The organism is Bradyrhizobium sp. 172 (assembly GCF_023101065.1).
Taxonomy (GTDB): domain Bacteria; phylum Pseudomonadota; class Alphaproteobacteria; order Rhizobiales; family Xanthobacteraceae; genus Bradyrhizobium; species Bradyrhizobium canariense_D.
Window position 1 is genome coordinate 3328257 of record NZ_CP064701.1, and the last position, 13826, is coordinate 3342082.

Consider the following 13826-nt stretch of genomic DNA (forward strand, 5'->3'; position numbering starts at 1 on the left):
GGACACGCCAAAGGGGGTCGAATATGCCGCCGGGCGCCCTTCTAATGGGGGGCGAACGCGCCTATATTCCGGCGTCTTTTCCAAGAGGTAGGAATGTTTCGATCGACCTGGAGCGCCGTCGCCACGGCACTGTGCATAGCCTTTTCGGCCAACTTCAATCCGGCCGCTGCGCAGGACCGCCGAGTGCCGTCCTCGCCCGCCGAACTGCGGCTGTCCTATGCGCCGATCGTGCAGCGGGTGCAGCCGGCGGTTGTCAACGTCTACGCCGCCAAGGTGGTGCAGAACCGCAACCCGCTGCTCGACGACCCGATCTTCCGCCGGTTCTTCGGCGTGCCCGGCCAACAGCAGGAGCAGGTGCAGCGCTCGCTCGGTTCGGGCGTGATCGTCGATGCGTCGGGGCTCGTTGTCACCAACGTCCACGTCATCGAAGGCGCCGACCAGGTCAAGGTGTCCCTGTCGGACAAGCGTGAGTTCGAGGCCGAGATCGTGCTGAAGGACTCTCGCAGCGATCTCGCGGTGCTGCGTCTGAAGGACACCAAGGAGAAGTTTCCGGCTCTCGAATTCACCAATTCGGACGAGCTGATGGTAGGCGACGTCGTGATGGCGATCGGCAATCCCTTCGGCGTCGGCCAGACCGTGACCCACGGCATCATCTCGGCCTTGGCGCGCACGCAGGTCGGTATCACCGACTACCAGTTCTTCATCCAGACCGACGCGGCGATCAATCCTGGCAATTCCGGCGGCGCGTTGGTCGACATGAACGGCAGGCTCGCGGGCATCAACACCGCGATCTATTCGCGCTCCGGCGGCTCGCAGGGCATCGGCTTCGCGATCCCCGCCAACATGGTGCGCGTCGTCGTCGCCTCCGCCAAGGGCGGCGGCAAGGCGGTGAAGCGGCCCTGGTTAGGGGCGAAATTGCAGGCGGTGACGCCGGAGATCGCCGAGAGTCTCGGCCTGCGTTCGCCGACCGGTGCGCTGGTCGCAAGCGTCGTTCCGAACGGACCGGCGGCCAAGGCCGGGCTGAAATCCTCCGACCTGATCGTCTCGATCGACGGCCAGACCGTGGATGATCCCAACGCCTTCGACTATCGTTTCGCCACACGGCCGCTTGGCGGCACCGCGCAGATCGACGTGCAGCGCGGTGGCAAGCCGATCAAGCTGACGGTGGCGCTGGACGCCGCGCCCGATGCCGGCCGCAACGAGCTCGTCATCACCGCGCGCTCGCCTCTCCAAGGTGCGAAGGTCTCGACCATCACCCCGGCGTTGGCCGACGAGCTGCATCTGGATGCCGACACCGAAGGCGTCGTGGTCACCGATCTCGGCGGCGACAGTGCGGCCGCGAATGTCGGCTTCCAGAAGGGCGACGTCATCCTGGCGGTCAACAACCAAAAGATCAGCAAGACCAGCGATCTCGAGAAGGCGGCGGCCGAGCGCCAGCGCATCTGGCGCATCACGCTGGTGCGTGGCGGCCAGCAGATCAACGTCACGCTGGGCGGATGAGTCCGAAGCGACCACAGGAGACGCCAACTCTCTTCGCCGCGGCGGGGCTCGATCACGAGGCTCCGCATCCGCTGCCGGATCGGCTGCGGCCGCGCGCGCTCTCGGAGGTCGTCGGCCAGGATCACATTCTGGGTCCCGACGGCGCGCTGACGCGCATGCTGGAAACGCGTACGCTGGGCTCACTGGTGTTCTGGGGCCCGCCCGGCACCGGCAAGACCACGGTGGCGCGGCTGCTCGCGGACGCCACCGATCTGCATTTCGAGCAGATCTCTGCGGTGTTCTCCGGGGTCGCCGATTTGAAGAAGGCCTTTGAGGCCGCGCGTGCACGCCGCGAGATGGGCAAGGGCACGCTGCTGTTCGTCGACGAGGTCCATCGCTTCAACCGCGCCCAGCAGGATTCGTTTCTGCCGGTCATGGAAGACGGCACGGTGGTGATGGTCGGCGCCACCACCGAAAACCCGTCCTTCGAACTCAACGCGGCGCTTTTGTCACGGGCGCGCGTGCTGGTGTTTCGCTCGCTCGACGCGGCCGCGATCGAAAAGCTGTTTGCGCATGCCGAGGAGGTCGAGGGCCGCAAGCTGCCGCTCGACGAGGAAGCGCGCGCCGTGCTGGTGCGCATGGCCGATGGCGACGGCCGCGCGTCGCTGACGCTCGTCGAGGAAGTCTGGCGCGCCGCGCGCAAGGACGAGATTTTCGACGCCGCGCAGTTGCAGGAGATATTGCAGCGCCGGGCGCCGATCTACGACAAGTCGGCCGACGGCCATTACAATTTGATCTCGGCGCTGCATAAGTCGGTACGGGGCTCCGATCCCGATGCCGCGCTGTATTATCTCGCGCGCATGCTCGATGCCGGCGAGGACCCTCTGTTCCTGGCCCGCCGCGTCGTGCGCATGGCAGTCGAGGATATCGGGCTTGCCGATCCGCAGGCGCTGGTCATCGCCAACGCGGCCAAGGACGCTTTCGACTTCCTCGGTCATCCCGAGGGCGAGCTCGCGATCGCGCAGGCGGTGGTCTATCTCGCCACCGCACCGAAATCGAACGCCGTCTACACCGCCTTCGGCAAGGCGATGCAGGTCGCAAAGCAGGCCGGCTCGCTGCTGCCGCCGAAACACATCCTCAACTCGCCGACCAAGCTGATGAAGTCGGAAGGCTACGGCGCATCTTACGAATACGACCACGACACGCCCGACGCCTTCTCCGGCCAGGATTATTTCCCGGAAGCCCTGGGCCGCCAGACCTTCTACGACCCGCCCGAGCGGGGGTTCGAGCGGGAGATCCGCAAGCGGCTGGATTATTGGGCGAAGTTGCGGAAGGAGCGGGGTGGGAAGTAGGTTCTGCGTCGCTGAGAAGGCGCTTGCGTTTACGTGTCAAAAATGACACATAAGCGCAGCCGAATGATCGATCGCACGAAGAAGCTTCCCGCGAGATTCTACGTCAGCTCGACAGGTCGAAATCCTGTTCGCGAGTGGATATTGGATTTGCCTTCTGAAGATCGAAAAACTGTCGGGAAGGATATTCAGAAAGTCGAATTCGGTTGGCCGATCGGACGCCCGCATTGTGCCCCGCTGGGGGATGGATTGTGGGAGGTTCGAAGTGATCTCGACGAGCAACCGGATTGCGCGAGTGATCTTCTGTTTGGAAGACGGTCAGATGATCCTGCTCCACGGCTTTATCAAGAAAACGCAGAAAGCGCCAAAGCGGGATATTGACCTTGCGCTGAAGCGCAGGCGAGAGGTGACGTGATGACGAAAAGCAAAGCGCACGTGAGCAAAGAAACGTTCGACGAGTTTCTTACCGAGCAAGGTATACTTGGGACTTGTGAGGAGCGTGCTCTCAAGGAGCTTATCGCTGAGCAATTGACGGAGGCGATGAAGACGCAGGGAATCACGAAGACGGCGATGGCCGCACGCATGAGGACCAGTCGTCGTCAGCTCGATCGGCTCCTTGATCCCGCGACCCCCTCGGTGACGCTGGATACACTGCAACGCGCCGCAAGTGCGGTTGGCCGTACTCTACGAGTCGAATTGGTATGACTTCGCTCGTGCCAGGCGCCGTCCTGATGAACCTGCAACAGCAATATGACCTGCGGCTGGCGGAGAACGAGATGGGCGCGGAAGTCGCGTCACTGCCTCGGCGCGCCGATACACAGTTGACACCAAAGCTTGGAAACACCGCATGAGCCGCCGCATCAAGAGAATGAACCCGAAACCTCGCGAGCGCGATGAGCGCAAGGAGGCGCGTCCGTTCAAGGCGCGCAGCGCGAAGCCTGCTGGGCTGCGGCCTGGCGGCAAGCCGGGCACGAAGCCGCCGCGCTTTGCGAGCGAGCGCGTTGACCGGCGCGCGCCCAAAGCCGAACCGGAAAAGGCTGCACCGGCAAAGCCCGTCGAGGCATTGCTGCCGACCAAGGTGCAGACCGTCAAGGTGACGGCCGACGAGAACAACATGCGCGTCGATCGCTTCCTTGAAGCGCACTTTCCCGGCCTGTCGTTCTCCCACATCCAGCGCGTGGTTCGTAAAGGCGAGCTGCGCGTCGACGGCAAGCGCGTCGACAGCAAGGACCGCCTGGAGGAGGGCCAGAGCGTCCGCATTCCGCCGCTGAAGCTCGACACGCCAAAGGCACCCAACCCGCAGTCGGAGGCGGCGCAAAAGACGCTTGCCGCGCTGAAGGAGATGACAATCTACGAGGACGACGACGTTCTCGTGCTGAACAAGCCGGCCGGACTTGCCGTGCAGGGCGGCTCTGGCATGACGCGACACATTGACCAGATGCTGGAGGTGATGCGCGATTCCAAGGGCCAGAAGCCGCGCCTCGTACACCGCATCGACAGGGAGACGTCGGGCTGTCTCCTAGTCGCCAAGACCCGCTTTGCCGCCTCGCATCTGACCGGCGCCTTCCGTTCGCGGTCGGCGCGAAAGACCTATTGGGCGCTGGTGCCGGGGCTGCCGAAGCCAAAGCAGGGCCGCATCTCGACCTTCCTTGCCAAGGAGGAGAGCGAGGACGACACCATCATGCGCATCGCCCAGCATGGCGATGAGGGCGCAAGCCACGCGGTGACATATTATGCGGTGGTCGAGACCGCCGGCAACAAGCTGACCTGGGTGTCGCTGAAGCCGGTGACGGGGCGCACCCACCAGCTGCGCGCCCACATGGAACATATCGGCCACCCCATCGTCGGTGATCCCAAATATTTCAACATCGAGAACTGGCAACTGCCGGGCGGCCTGCAAAACCGGCTGCACCTGTTGGCGCGCCGCATCGTCATCCCGCATCCCCGCGGCGGCTTCATTGATGCCACCGCGCCGCTGCCGCAGCACATGCAGCAGTCATGGAACCTGCTCGGGCTCGATGCGAGCCGGTTTGATCCGATCGAGAACGCGCCGGAGGAGTAGTTGAGTTTGCTATTGGGTTGCTTCGCTGCGCCCCGAATCATGAAACCCGCTCAATTCCGAAACTGCTCCAGAAACATCCGCAGGCTATCGTGCGGGCTCTGGACATCCGTGATCAACCAGCCCTCGGGTCCGCTGACCAGGATGAAGTTCAGAGTCACCGGCCGGCCGCGATTGTCGAAACTCGCCGCGACATAGGTCTTGTCGTATTGCCTGCGAACGACCGCGATCGCGACGGGGCCGAGCTTCCAGCTCGGGCTCTGCACTAGGAAATCGTAGGGCTCGACCCGCGGCGCGGACCACACCTTGCACAAGGAGGGGTCGAAGAATTGCCGGGCGGTGGCGCCATCCCGCGGCAGGCCTTTTGAGAGCTCCGGCGCGCCCTGGCCGTAATGAGCGTAGACGTTGCGGACCACCGATTCCGGAGCCCGAAAGCCGGCCTGCGCCGCGGCCGGCCAAAACCCGGCAAGGAGAGCCGCAATGCCTGCAAGTTCCCTCATACCTGCCGCTCGCTTTATCGGTCGTCGCTCTTACCTTACAAGCCTAGCATTGAGTGATCAGGGCCGAAAACCAGATGCGCGAATTGTTCGATGAAGCTGCGGGGCGATCCCCGCTTGATCCGCAGGAGTTGGTCCGCCAGGCCTCGCGCGTGCCGCTGCGCAAGCGCTTCTACAAGGAGGTGGGGGTCGCTGAGGCTGAGGGCGGCTTTGCCATCACGCTTGACGGCAAGGCGATCCGCACGCCGTCCGGCCGCCAGGTGATCATCCCTGCGCGCGTGCTAGCCGACGCAGTGGCTGCCGAGTGGGCGGATCAGAAAGAGACGATCAATCCCATGACGATGCCGCTGACGCGGATCGCCAATAGCGTGGTCGAGGGCGTCGTCGACCGCGTCGATCTCGTCAGCGACGACCTCGCAAAGTATCTCCAGTCCGATCTGCTGTTCTATCGCGCCGGCCATCCCGAGGGGCTCGTCGCCCGCGAGGCCGCGCATTGGGACCCCGTGTTGTTCTGGGCCGCGGAGACGCTGGGAGGGCATTTCATCCTGTCGGAAGGCGTCATGCCTGTGACGCAGCCGGAGGCGGCCGTCCAGGCCGCGCGTGCGGCGCTGCCGAGGGATGCCTGGTCGGTCGCCGCCCTCCACGTGATCACCACCCTGACCGGCTCGGCCCTGCTGGCGCTGGCGCTGGCCCATGGCGTGCGCGATGCCGGCCAGGTCTGGGCGGCGGCTTATGTCGATGAGGACTGGAATGACGAGAAATGGGGCGTGGACGAGGAAGCGGTCGGCCGCCGCGCCGCCCGCCTCAGGGACTTTCAGGCCGCCGTGACGGTTTTGGCCGCTGTGAACCCGCCGGCGGCCAAAGGTCCTTAACGAGAGGTTTACGAGGGCGGCCTTAGGGTAGGGCCTACGCTCCCCGGGCCCCTCGCCATGCCGACGCCGATAAGCTCGATCGTTCCCGTCAGTGCCGCCAGCCCTGTTGCTGACGCGGTGACTCCCGATCTTGTGCTGCAGGCCGGCAGCGTCGTCGACGCAAGAGTCGTCAGCGTGCTCGCCGATAATCTGGTGCGGATCGCGATCGCCAACCTGTCGATGGATGTGATGTCCGAGGTGGCGCTGGCACCAGGCCAAAATCTCCAGCTTGCGGTGTCGCAGAACGGCGGCACCATCCGGCTCGCCGTCATGGGCGGGGCAGGCGAGGCGAGCGCCGATCAGGTCACGCTGACGCCGGCTGTGGCCTCGCTGGTTGACAGCCCGCCGATTGCTCCGTCGGCGAGTGCGGGACGCAACGTGCTGACGCCATCGGAGCAGGTCGCCGTTACCGCAGCTTCGGCCGAGGCGGTCACAAAGCAGGGCAGCCAGGCGCCGCTGTTCGCCAATCTGGCCGCGGTCGTCACCGGCAGCGATCTTCCGGCGGGGCTGAAGCAGGCGATGCTAGGCGTGCTGGCGCAGCAGACGCCGCTCAACACCGGCCTCGATGGCGGCGACATTGAATCCGCATTCCAAAAATCCGGCCTATTCCTCGAAGCCTCGCTCGCCGAGGGCGCGACGCCGTCCTCCGGCACGATGCCAGACCTGAAGGCGGCATTGCTGGTGCTGCGCCAAACGCTGACGACGCTCGAGGCGATCGCGCCACAGGCGCAAGGTGCCGCCCTTCCGGCTGGTACCGTGGCGACACCGCAGCTCGCTGCCGCGGAGACGCAAGCCGCATTGCCCGCAACCGAACCCGAGATCGCCCAATCACCGCAAATGCCGCGCAGCGTCAATCTCGCAGCCTCTGTGTTGGCGGACATCGCTGGCGGTGCTCCGCAGGCCGCGGTGCCGCGGGGCATGACCGCAGGCCTTGCCGCCAGCCTCCTGCAAGAGATCACGCAAAGCCTGCCGCGAATGACGGGAAACGTGCCGGGCTCGAACAAGGCCGTACCCGAGGGACATATTTTCGAAGCCGCCGCGCGCGCGACGCCACCACCGGTTCGCGGCGCGCTGCCGTCGCCGCAATTCATTGCCTCGCCGTCACTCGTACCGGATACGCCTCTTGCCGCGACCGTGCATCGCCTGCTCGACGACACCGATGCCGCGATCGCGCGCCAGACCTTGCTCCAGGTTGCTTCGCTCCCCGATCGCACCGACGCCAGCGGTCACAGGATCGATCCGAGCGTGCCGCAGTGGAATTTCGAGATTCCGTTCGCAACGCCGCAGGGCACTGCAATGGCGCAGTTCGAGATCTCGCGCGACGGCGGCAATGAATCCGCCGATCCCGCCAGGCGCACCTGGCGTGCGCGCTTTACACTCAATGTCGAGCCCGCCGGCCCCGTGCACGCTTTGATTACGCTCAACGGTGACAAGACCTTCGTGCGGATGTGGGCGGAGCGGCCGACGACCGCACAGCAGCTTCGCGCCGGAATCGGCGAGCTCAACCAGGCACTGACCAGGGCCGAGCTCAAGCCCGGCGACATCCTGGTCCGCGATGGCACGCCGCCACAGCCCGCACCGGCCCGCGCCGGCCACTTTCTGGATCGCGCTACATGAGCGACCCGTCGAAGCTTGCGATTGCGCTGCATTACGAGAGGGGCAGCAACGCGCCGGTCGTCGTCGCCAAGGGCAAGGGCACGATCGGCGAAAAAATCGTCGAGATCGCCAAAGCCAACGACATCCCGATCGAGGAGAACGAGATCCTGGCCGGTGCGCTCTCCAAGGTCGAACTCGGCGAGGAGATCCCGCCGGACCTCTACAAGGCCGTCGCCGAAGTGCTGGTGTTCGTGCTGCGGCTGTCGGGCAGGCGGTAGCTGTCATCGTTTCACCACGTTAGCGGCTGCATGGTCGCGGCCATCTTCATCGCGTAACGGACACCGCCAGTGCTCACCCGCCGTTCCACTCTCGGCCTTCTCGCCGCAACCGCGATCCTGCCATCGCGTGCATTCGCTCACGTCGCGCCACCGCGAAATGAAATCCGTGACAGCCTCGCAAAGCGCTTCACTGACCTCGGCACGGCGGGGACGTTCGTCGGCTACAAGGTCGAGGACTATCTGGTCGTCGCCAGCGACAAGGAACGTTCGGGCGAGGCGAAGCTGCCGGCTTCGACCTTCAAGATTCCGAACTCGTTGATTGCGCTCGAAACCGGCGTGGTCACTGACCCCGACAAGGACGTATTTCCCTGGGACGGCGTGAAGCGTCCGATCGAGGCCTGGAACAAGGACCACACGCTGCGCAGCGCGATTCTCGTCAGCGCGGTGCCGGTCTATCAGGAGATCGCGCGCCGGATCGGGCAAGAACGCATGCAAAAGTACGTCGATCTGTTCGACTATGGCAATCGCGACATCGGCGGCGGCATCGACCAGTTCTGGCTCACCGGCGCCTTGCGCATCGATCCGGTCGAGCAGGTCGATTTCATCGACCGGCTGCGCCGCCGCGCATTGCCGATCTCGAAACGCAGCCAGGATCTCGTCGCTGACATCCTGCCGGTGACCAAGGTCGGCGATAGCGTCATTCGCGCCAAGTCCGGGCTGCTTGGCGCCGAGCGCGGCGAGCCATCGCTTGGCTGGATGGTGGGCTGGGCCGAGAAGGGCGAAGCGCACACCGTGTTCGCGCTCAACATGGACTGCAAGGAGCCGCGCCTGGTCGGAGAGCGCATGCCGCTGACGCAAGCCTGCCTTGCCGAGATCGGCGCTATCTAGCGATACCGCGCTGGCGCCGCTCGACTAGCATCCCCCGGGTCAAGAAAAACCGGGAGGAGAACATGAACTCAACGCCACTCTGGCTGCCGTCGCTCACGCTTGCCGCCGCAGGCGGCTGGCTCGCCGCCACGATGTTTGCCGGTCCCGTCACCAGCAGGGAGCCGCGCTTTCCTCAGCTCACCATGGACCAGCTCGACGCCAAGCAGAAGCCGCTCGGCGAGCAATCATGAAGGTCTCGAGCGTCGGCATCGGCGGTCCCTACAACCCGATGATCCGCAGCCCGGTGCTCGGCCAGCGCCTGTTCGACCTGTTCCATTATCTGCGCTGGGAAACCTCGGTCCCGACAAAACTCAACGAGTTCGCCATCCTGATCATCGGGCGGCAATGGCGCTCGCAGGTCGAGTGGTACGCCCATGCGCCGCTCGCGGCGAAGGCGGGCCTGTCGCCCGACATCATCGCGGAGCTGAAGGCCAATAAGCGGCCTGCGAACATGGCCGAGGAGGAGGCCGTCGTCTACGACTTCGTCACCGAGCTCACCACGACGAAGAAGGTCGGCGACGAAACCTATGCGCGCGCGAAGAAGGTCTTCAACGACCAGCAGATCGTCGACCTCACCGCGCTCGCCGGCAATTACGTGATGGTCGCGATGTTGCTCGCAATGGCCGAAGAGACCGTGCCGCCGGACAAGCAGGAGCCGTTCAAGCCGGGCGAGCCGTAGCGGAGGCAGTTTTGTTGCGGCCATCCATCGAGACGCCCGCTTCGCAGGCTCCTCAGGATGAGGACTTGTTTGCGGTAAGAAGACAGACCCTCATTGTGGGGAGCCCGCAAAGCGGGCGTCTCGAACCATGCAGGCCGAGATGCTTCTCAACCCAGCTTGAACAGCGCCTGCAAAAACTCCTCCAGGGCTTTACGTGACTCGGCGGCAGTCGATGGATTGCCGCCGACATGCGGATTGAGCTCGACACAGGAATCCTGGTAGGTGAACGGCGCTTTCGTATCGCCGTTCATCAGGACGCCGCCATCGCCTTCGCGGATCTGGCAGTTGCGCACCGTCTGCGCGCCCGTGGACACGGCAATCGTATTGACGCCGAGCAGCCCACTGTCAAAACCATGCGCACTATCAGGATATTCGGTCAGCACCACGTCGCGGCCGGCCGTCTTGAGCCGCTCGACGAAGGCCTTGCAGCTCTTGACGGGATTGTAGTCGTCGGGCGTGCCGTGGAAGATGCGGATCGGGCGCGCGGCGATCTCCGTGTCGTTCTGATAGGTGGTCGAGCAGTCGGGGTAGAAGGGAATGTAAGCGGCGAACTGGATGCCTGACTTGTTCCAGAGCTTGTGGAAGCGGTCGAGGCTCGCATAGAGCGTCGCCTGTCCGTCACGTGAAAAGCCCATCAGCACGATGCGATCAGGATCGACGCGCGGATGTTTTGCGAGGATCTCGAGCGAGCGGTAGATGTCGATGACGAGGTTGAGCCGGCCGAGGAGGGCCTGGTTCGGACCCACCACCGTCAGCCCGCGGCCCGTAAAGCCGTCGATCACGAAGGTCGAGATGCCCATGGCGTTGAACGCGTGCACCCAGGCTTCGGTCGTTGCGCCGACGCCGCTCGAGCCGTGCATCAGCACCACGACGGCGAGTTTTCCGCTGCCTTGCGCCACACGCAGTTCGCCGGCAACCGTCACCGGCTTGCCGGCCGCGGCGTCACCGCTGAGGAATTGCTGATCGGAGAGGGTGAGCGAGGGGATCGGATAGATCTCGGCGCGGGTGGCGACTTCCCTGGGAAGCGATTGTGCGTGGGCGCCCATGTCGACGAACAGCGTTGAAATGCAGAGCGCCATGGCGACGCGGTATGCCAACGGCATCGGATCCTCCCCCGTGATTTTCAGTGAGTAAAACAACAGGCCCGCGCGCTGTCAATTTGACGCAGGCCGGCGGTTCGCCTCAGGCGGTGTCAGGCTTCTTCACCGTCAGTGCCTGGTCGATCGCAAAACCGCCAATCTCGCTCATCGCCTGCGAGATCACGTCGCCCTTGCGGGCAAAGCCGGCGGAGAGGAAATCGAACTGGGTGCGCGCCAGCCGCAGCACCTCGATTGGCACGGAGATGACGGTCTCGTTGAAATGGTCGATCGAGGCGTGCAGCGTCTCCAGCTCGCTTGTGACTTGGCCGATATGGCTTTCCGCATGCTGCATCAGGCCGAGCAGCTTGCCGCGCTCGGCATCGAATGCCGCGCGCTCGGCCGCCGCGGCCGCGGTGACTTCGGCAAGCTGGCTGCGCAGCCCGTCGATTTGCTTGACCATGGCGTCGGACGCCATCTCTCCGGCCTCGCGCAATTTGCTGTTGCGCGTGTTCTCTTCGTGCTCCCGGTGATAGAGGCGTTCCGCCGACATCGCCCGCTGCGTCAGCGACTCGATCAGCGCGGCGGCGCGCAGCAGCATTTCGCCGTTCCGCCCCGACACCATGCTGGCCATGCGCCGCAGGAAGTCGGTGGTTTCGGACGACGAGTTCGGCGGCAGGGGAACGACCGTCGCGGACATGAGGTGATGCTTGCAGCCGGAAATGATGACCGCCGCCGTACCGACTGAGCTCACGCAACATTCGGCGCCTGATCGTAAGCCTTGAGCAAGCCTGAATCGCCGCGCCCGGTCAACCGGGCGGGACCAGATTTGCAATTGCGTCAGCCGCTCTTCTGCTGGCCGATCCGCCCGAGATGGGTGAAGCCGAACCCGGCCGAGTATTTGAGGCCATAGCCCAGTGCCCGGTCGATGCCGATATGGGCGAGCCAGATCAAGGCGATGGACAGTGTGAGCGGCGAGGCGAGGCCGAAGCCGAGCGTCAGCAGCGCGACCGGCGCCATGTAGCTGTGGGCGGCGTTGTAGACCATCGCGCCGAGTTTGGCGTCGGCAAGATAGGCGAGAAAGCTCAGATCGGGGACAAGGAAGAGCAGGGCAAAGACCAGCCAGGAGCCGTCCCAGGTCCAGTAGAGCATCACCATCCCCACAAACAGGGTCAGGCCCTCCAGCCGCAGCAGGATGTTGACGCCGCCCGTCGCCGCGCCGGTCTCCGCCGTTCCTTCGGTCATGCTCGCCTCCTACGCAAAACTTTGAAATTCCTTGCGCTTTCCCGCTGCGGCAAGGCAGCCCTGCTGGGCCGAAAGCCGCTTCCCGGCCCGCAAAATGCCGTGTTAGAACCCCCGGCAATCGCATTTAGGCTAAGAACTGGCGGGAGCAAATGAAGAATATCCTGGACGCCCTTGAAGACCGTCGTGCCGGCGCAAAGCTCGGCGGCGGGGAGAAGCGCATCGAGGCGCAGCACGCCCGCGGCAAGCTGACCGCGCGTGAGCGCATCGAGCTCTTGCTCGACAAGGGATCGTTCGAGGAATTCGACATGTTCGTCGAGCACCGCTCCACCGAATTCGGCATGGAGAAGAACAAGGTGCCCGGCGACGGCGTCGTCACCGGCTGGGGCACCGTCAACGGCCGCAAGACGTTTGTCTTCGCCAAGGACTTCACAGTGTTCGGCGGCTCGCTGTCCGAGACCCACGCACTGAAGATCACCAAGTTGCAGGACATGGCGATGAAGGCGAGGGCGCCCATCATCGGCCTCTACGATGCGGGCGGCGCTCGCATCCAGGAAGGCGTCGCTGCCTTGGCCGGCTATTCCTACGTGTTCCGCCGCAACGTGCTCGCCTCCGGCGTAATCCCGCAGATCTCCGTCATCATGGGCCCCTGCGCCGGCGGCGACGTCTATTCGCCTGCGATGACCGACTTCATCTTCATGGTGAAGAACACCAGCTACATGTTCGTCACGGGCCCCGACGTGGTGAAGACCGTCACCAACGAGGTCGTCACCGCGGAAGAGCTTGGCGGCGCTTCCGTGCATGCCACGCGCTCCTCGATCGCCGACGGTGCCTTCGAGAACGACGTCGAGACGCTCTTGCAGATGCGGCGCCTGATCGACTTCCTGCCGTCCAACAACACTGACGGTGTGCCGGAATGGCCGAGCTTCGACGACATCGGCCGCGTCGACATGTCGCTCGACACGCTGATCCCCGACAATCCGAACAAGCCCTACGACATGAAGGAGCCGATCCTGAAGGTCGTGGACGAGGGCGACTTCTTCGAGATCGCGGACGCTTTTGCCAAGAACATCGTCACCGGCTTCGGCCGCATCGCGGGCCGCACGGTGGGCTTCGTCGCCAACCAGCCCATGGTGCTGGCCGGCGTGCTCGACTCCGACGCTTCGCGCAAGGCGGCGCGCTTCGTGCGTTTCTGCGATGCCTTCAACATCCCGATCGTCACCTTCGTCGACGTGCCGGGCTTCCTGCCGGGTACCGCGCAGGAATATGGCGGCCTGATCAAGCACGGCGCCAAGCTCTTGTTCGCCTATTCGCAGTGCACCGTGCCGCTGGTCACCATCATCACCCGCAAGGCGTATGGCGGCGCCTTCGACGTCATGGCCTCCAAGGAGATCGGCGCCGACATGAACTACGCCTGGCCGACCGCCCAGATCGCGGTGATGGGCGCCAAGGGCGCGGTCGAGATCATCTTCCGCGCCGACATCGGCGACCCCGACAAGATCGCCGCAAGAACCAAGGAATACGAAGACCGCTTCCTCTCCCCCTTCATCGCCGCCGAGCGCGGCTACATCGACGACGTCATCATGCCGCACTCGACCCGCAAGCGGATCGCGCGGGCGCTGTCGATGCTGAAGGACAAGAAGGTGGAAACGCCGGCGAAGAAGCACGACAATTTGCCGTTGTGAGGGCGAACT

At 64.5% G+C, this 13826-nt stretch carries 17 protein-coding genes and 1 pseudogene; 14 read left to right on the plus strand and 4 right to left on the minus strand.

Features of this window, described 5'->3' with window-relative positions; translation table 11 throughout:
• Window positions 1-93 precede the first annotated feature (93 nt).
• The 7 genes and pseudogenes from IVB07_RS15955 (at window position 94) to IVB07_RS15980 (ending at window position 4890) form a co-directional block, all read left to right on the plus strand.
• Window positions 94-1500 (plus strand): DegQ family serine endoprotease, encoded by a 1407-nt coding sequence (locus IVB07_RS15955; RefSeq protein ID WP_247362368.1) that lies wholly within the window; start codon window positions 94-96, stop codon window positions 1498-1500.
• Window positions 1497-2831: a replication-associated recombination protein A gene (locus IVB07_RS15960; protein WP_247362371.1), complete on the plus strand. Its 1335-nt coding sequence runs from the start codon at window positions 1497-1499 to the stop codon at window positions 2829-2831. Before IVB07_RS15955 ends, IVB07_RS15960 begins: the two co-directional genes overlap by 4 nt.
• Before the next feature lie 63 nt (window positions 2832-2894).
• Window positions 2895-3035 (plus strand): annotated as a pseudogene (locus IVB07_RS40660) (type II toxin-antitoxin system RelE/ParE family toxin); the annotation flags it as partial.
• Between the two features lie 58 nt (window positions 3036-3093).
• Window positions 3094-3243: a type II toxin-antitoxin system RelE/ParE family toxin gene (locus IVB07_RS40665; RefSeq protein WP_345946252.1), complete on the plus strand. Its 150-nt coding sequence runs from the start codon at window positions 3094-3096 to the stop codon at window positions 3241-3243.
• Window positions 3243-3533 (plus strand): helix-turn-helix domain-containing protein, encoded by a 291-nt coding sequence (locus IVB07_RS15970; RefSeq protein WP_018456469.1) that lies wholly within the window; start codon window positions 3243-3245, stop codon window positions 3531-3533. The genes IVB07_RS40665 and IVB07_RS15970 overlap by 1 nt, the downstream gene beginning before the upstream one ends.
• Complete coding sequence (locus tag IVB07_RS15975) at window positions 3530-3679, plus strand: hypothetical protein (RefSeq protein ID WP_247392942.1); 150 nt, start codon at window positions 3530-3532, stop codon at window positions 3677-3679. The genes IVB07_RS15970 and IVB07_RS15975 overlap by 4 nt, the downstream gene beginning before the upstream one ends.
• Entirely contained in the window at window positions 3676-4890 is a 1215-nt protein-coding gene (locus IVB07_RS15980; protein ID WP_247362374.1) for an RluA family pseudouridine synthase, read from the plus strand. Before IVB07_RS15975 ends, IVB07_RS15980 begins: the two co-directional genes overlap by 4 nt.
• A gap of 50 nt (window positions 4891-4940) precedes the next feature.
• Here the strand turns inward: IVB07_RS15980 and IVB07_RS15985 are convergent, their stop codons facing one another.
• A complete protein-coding gene (locus tag IVB07_RS15985) occupies window positions 4941-5387 on the minus strand; it encodes a hypothetical protein (protein WP_247362377.1) in 447 nt (148 codons plus the stop codon).
• Window positions 5388-5461: 74 nt separating this feature from the next.
• On the opposite strand from IVB07_RS15985, the gene IVB07_RS15990 reads away from it, so the two are divergent.
• The 6 genes from IVB07_RS15990 to IVB07_RS16015 all read left to right on the plus strand — a co-directional run bounded on the left by IVB07_RS15990 (window position 5462) and on the right by IVB07_RS16015 (window position 9775).
• Complete coding sequence (locus IVB07_RS15990; RefSeq protein ID WP_247362379.1) at window positions 5462-6256, plus strand: ATP12 family protein; 795 nt, start codon at window positions 5462-5464, stop codon at window positions 6254-6256.
• A 57-nt stretch (window positions 6257-6313) separates the two neighbouring features.
• A complete protein-coding gene (locus IVB07_RS15995; RefSeq protein WP_247394772.1) occupies window positions 6314-7912 on the plus strand; it encodes a flagellar hook-length control protein FliK in 1599 nt (532 codons plus the stop codon).
• Entirely contained in the window at window positions 7909-8169 is a 261-nt protein-coding gene (locus IVB07_RS16000) for an EscU/YscU/HrcU family type III secretion system export apparatus switch protein (protein ID WP_085351295.1), read from the plus strand. The genes IVB07_RS15995 and IVB07_RS16000 overlap by 4 nt, the downstream gene beginning before the upstream one ends.
• Before the next feature lie 69 nt (window positions 8170-8238).
• On the plus strand, window positions 8239-9057 hold the full coding sequence (locus IVB07_RS16005; RefSeq protein ID WP_085364670.1) for a penicillin-binding transpeptidase domain-containing protein: 819 nt from the start codon (window positions 8239-8241) through the stop codon (window positions 9055-9057).
• A gap of 62 nt (window positions 9058-9119) precedes the next feature.
• The gene (locus tag IVB07_RS16010) at window positions 9120-9287 is read left to right on the plus strand and encodes a hypothetical protein (RefSeq protein ID WP_247767740.1); all 168 of its coding nucleotides are present in this window, start codon (window positions 9120-9122) and stop codon (window positions 9285-9287) included.
• A complete protein-coding gene (locus IVB07_RS16015) occupies window positions 9284-9775 on the plus strand; it encodes a carboxymuconolactone decarboxylase family protein (RefSeq protein ID WP_247767741.1) in 492 nt (163 codons plus the stop codon). The genes IVB07_RS16010 and IVB07_RS16015 overlap by 4 nt, the downstream gene beginning before the upstream one ends.
• 146 nt (window positions 9776-9921) lie before the next feature.
• Here IVB07_RS16015 and IVB07_RS16020 read toward each other — a convergent pair whose 3' ends face one another.
• The 3 genes from IVB07_RS16020 to IVB07_RS16030 all read right to left on the minus strand — a co-directional run bounded on the left by IVB07_RS16020 (window position 9922) and on the right by IVB07_RS16030 (window position 12135).
• Window positions 9922-10917, minus strand: a complete 996-nt coding sequence (locus IVB07_RS16020; protein ID WP_247392945.1) for a dienelactone hydrolase family protein — start codon at window positions 10915-10917, stop codon at window positions 9922-9924.
• A 79-nt stretch (window positions 10918-10996) separates the two neighbouring features.
• Complete coding sequence (locus IVB07_RS16025; protein WP_247392992.1) at window positions 10997-11590, minus strand: hypothetical protein; 594 nt, start codon at window positions 11588-11590, stop codon at window positions 10997-10999.
• 140 nt (window positions 11591-11730) lie between these two features.
• Entirely contained in the window at window positions 11731-12135 is a 405-nt protein-coding gene (locus tag IVB07_RS16030; protein WP_247362385.1) for a DUF4260 domain-containing protein, read from the minus strand.
• A gap of 149 nt (window positions 12136-12284) precedes the next feature.
• Between IVB07_RS16030 and IVB07_RS16035 the strand changes: the two genes are divergently transcribed.
• The gene (locus tag IVB07_RS16035; RefSeq protein ID WP_247767742.1) at window positions 12285-13817 is read left to right on the plus strand and encodes an acyl-CoA carboxylase subunit beta; all 1533 of its coding nucleotides are present in this window, start codon (window positions 12285-12287) and stop codon (window positions 13815-13817) included.
• The last annotated feature ends 9 nt before the right edge of the window (window positions 13818-13826 follow it).

Coding starts and splice junctions, on each gene's coding strand:
- IVB07_RS15955 (WP_247362368.1), top strand. CDS start 94: ATGTTTCGATCGACCTGGAGCGCCGTCGCCACGGCACTGTGCATAGCC.
- IVB07_RS15960 (WP_247362371.1), top strand. CDS start 1,497: ATGAGTCCGAAGCGACCACAGGAGACGCCAACTCTCTTCGCCGCGGCG.
- IVB07_RS15970 (WP_018456469.1), top strand. CDS start 3,243: ATGACGAAAAGCAAAGCGCACGTGAGCAAAGAAACGTTCGACGAGTTT.
- IVB07_RS15975 (WP_247392942.1), top strand. CDS start 3,530: ATGACTTCGCTCGTGCCAGGCGCCGTCCTGATGAACCTGCAACAGCAA.
- IVB07_RS15980 (WP_247362374.1), top strand. CDS start 3,676: ATGAGCCGCCGCATCAAGAGAATGAACCCGAAACCTCGCGAGCGCGAT.
- IVB07_RS15985 (WP_247362377.1), bottom strand. CDS start 5,387: ATGAGGGAACTTGCAGGCATTGCGGCTCTCCTTGCCGGGTTTTGGCCG.
- IVB07_RS15990 (WP_247362379.1), top strand. CDS start 5,462: ATGCGCGAATTGTTCGATGAAGCTGCGGGGCGATCCCCGCTTGATCCG.
- IVB07_RS15995 (WP_247394772.1), top strand. CDS start 6,314: ATGCCGACGCCGATAAGCTCGATCGTTCCCGTCAGTGCCGCCAGCCCT.
- IVB07_RS16000 (WP_085351295.1), top strand. CDS start 7,909: ATGAGCGACCCGTCGAAGCTTGCGATTGCGCTGCATTACGAGAGGGGC.
- IVB07_RS16010 (WP_247767740.1), top strand. CDS start 9,120: ATGAACTCAACGCCACTCTGGCTGCCGTCGCTCACGCTTGCCGCCGCA.
- IVB07_RS16015 (WP_247767741.1), top strand. CDS start 9,284: ATGAAGGTCTCGAGCGTCGGCATCGGCGGTCCCTACAACCCGATGATC.
- IVB07_RS16020 (WP_247392945.1), bottom strand. CDS start 10,917: ATGCCGTTGGCATACCGCGTCGCCATGGCGCTCTGCATTTCAACGCTG.
- IVB07_RS16025 (WP_247392992.1), bottom strand. CDS start 11,590: ATGTCCGCGACGGTCGTTCCCCTGCCGCCGAACTCGTCGTCCGAAACC.
- IVB07_RS16030 (WP_247362385.1), bottom strand. CDS start 12,135: ATGACCGAAGGAACGGCGGAGACCGGCGCGGCGACGGGCGGCGTCAAC.
- IVB07_RS16035 (WP_247767742.1), top strand. CDS start 12,285: ATGAAGAATATCCTGGACGCCCTTGAAGACCGTCGTGCCGGCGCAAAG.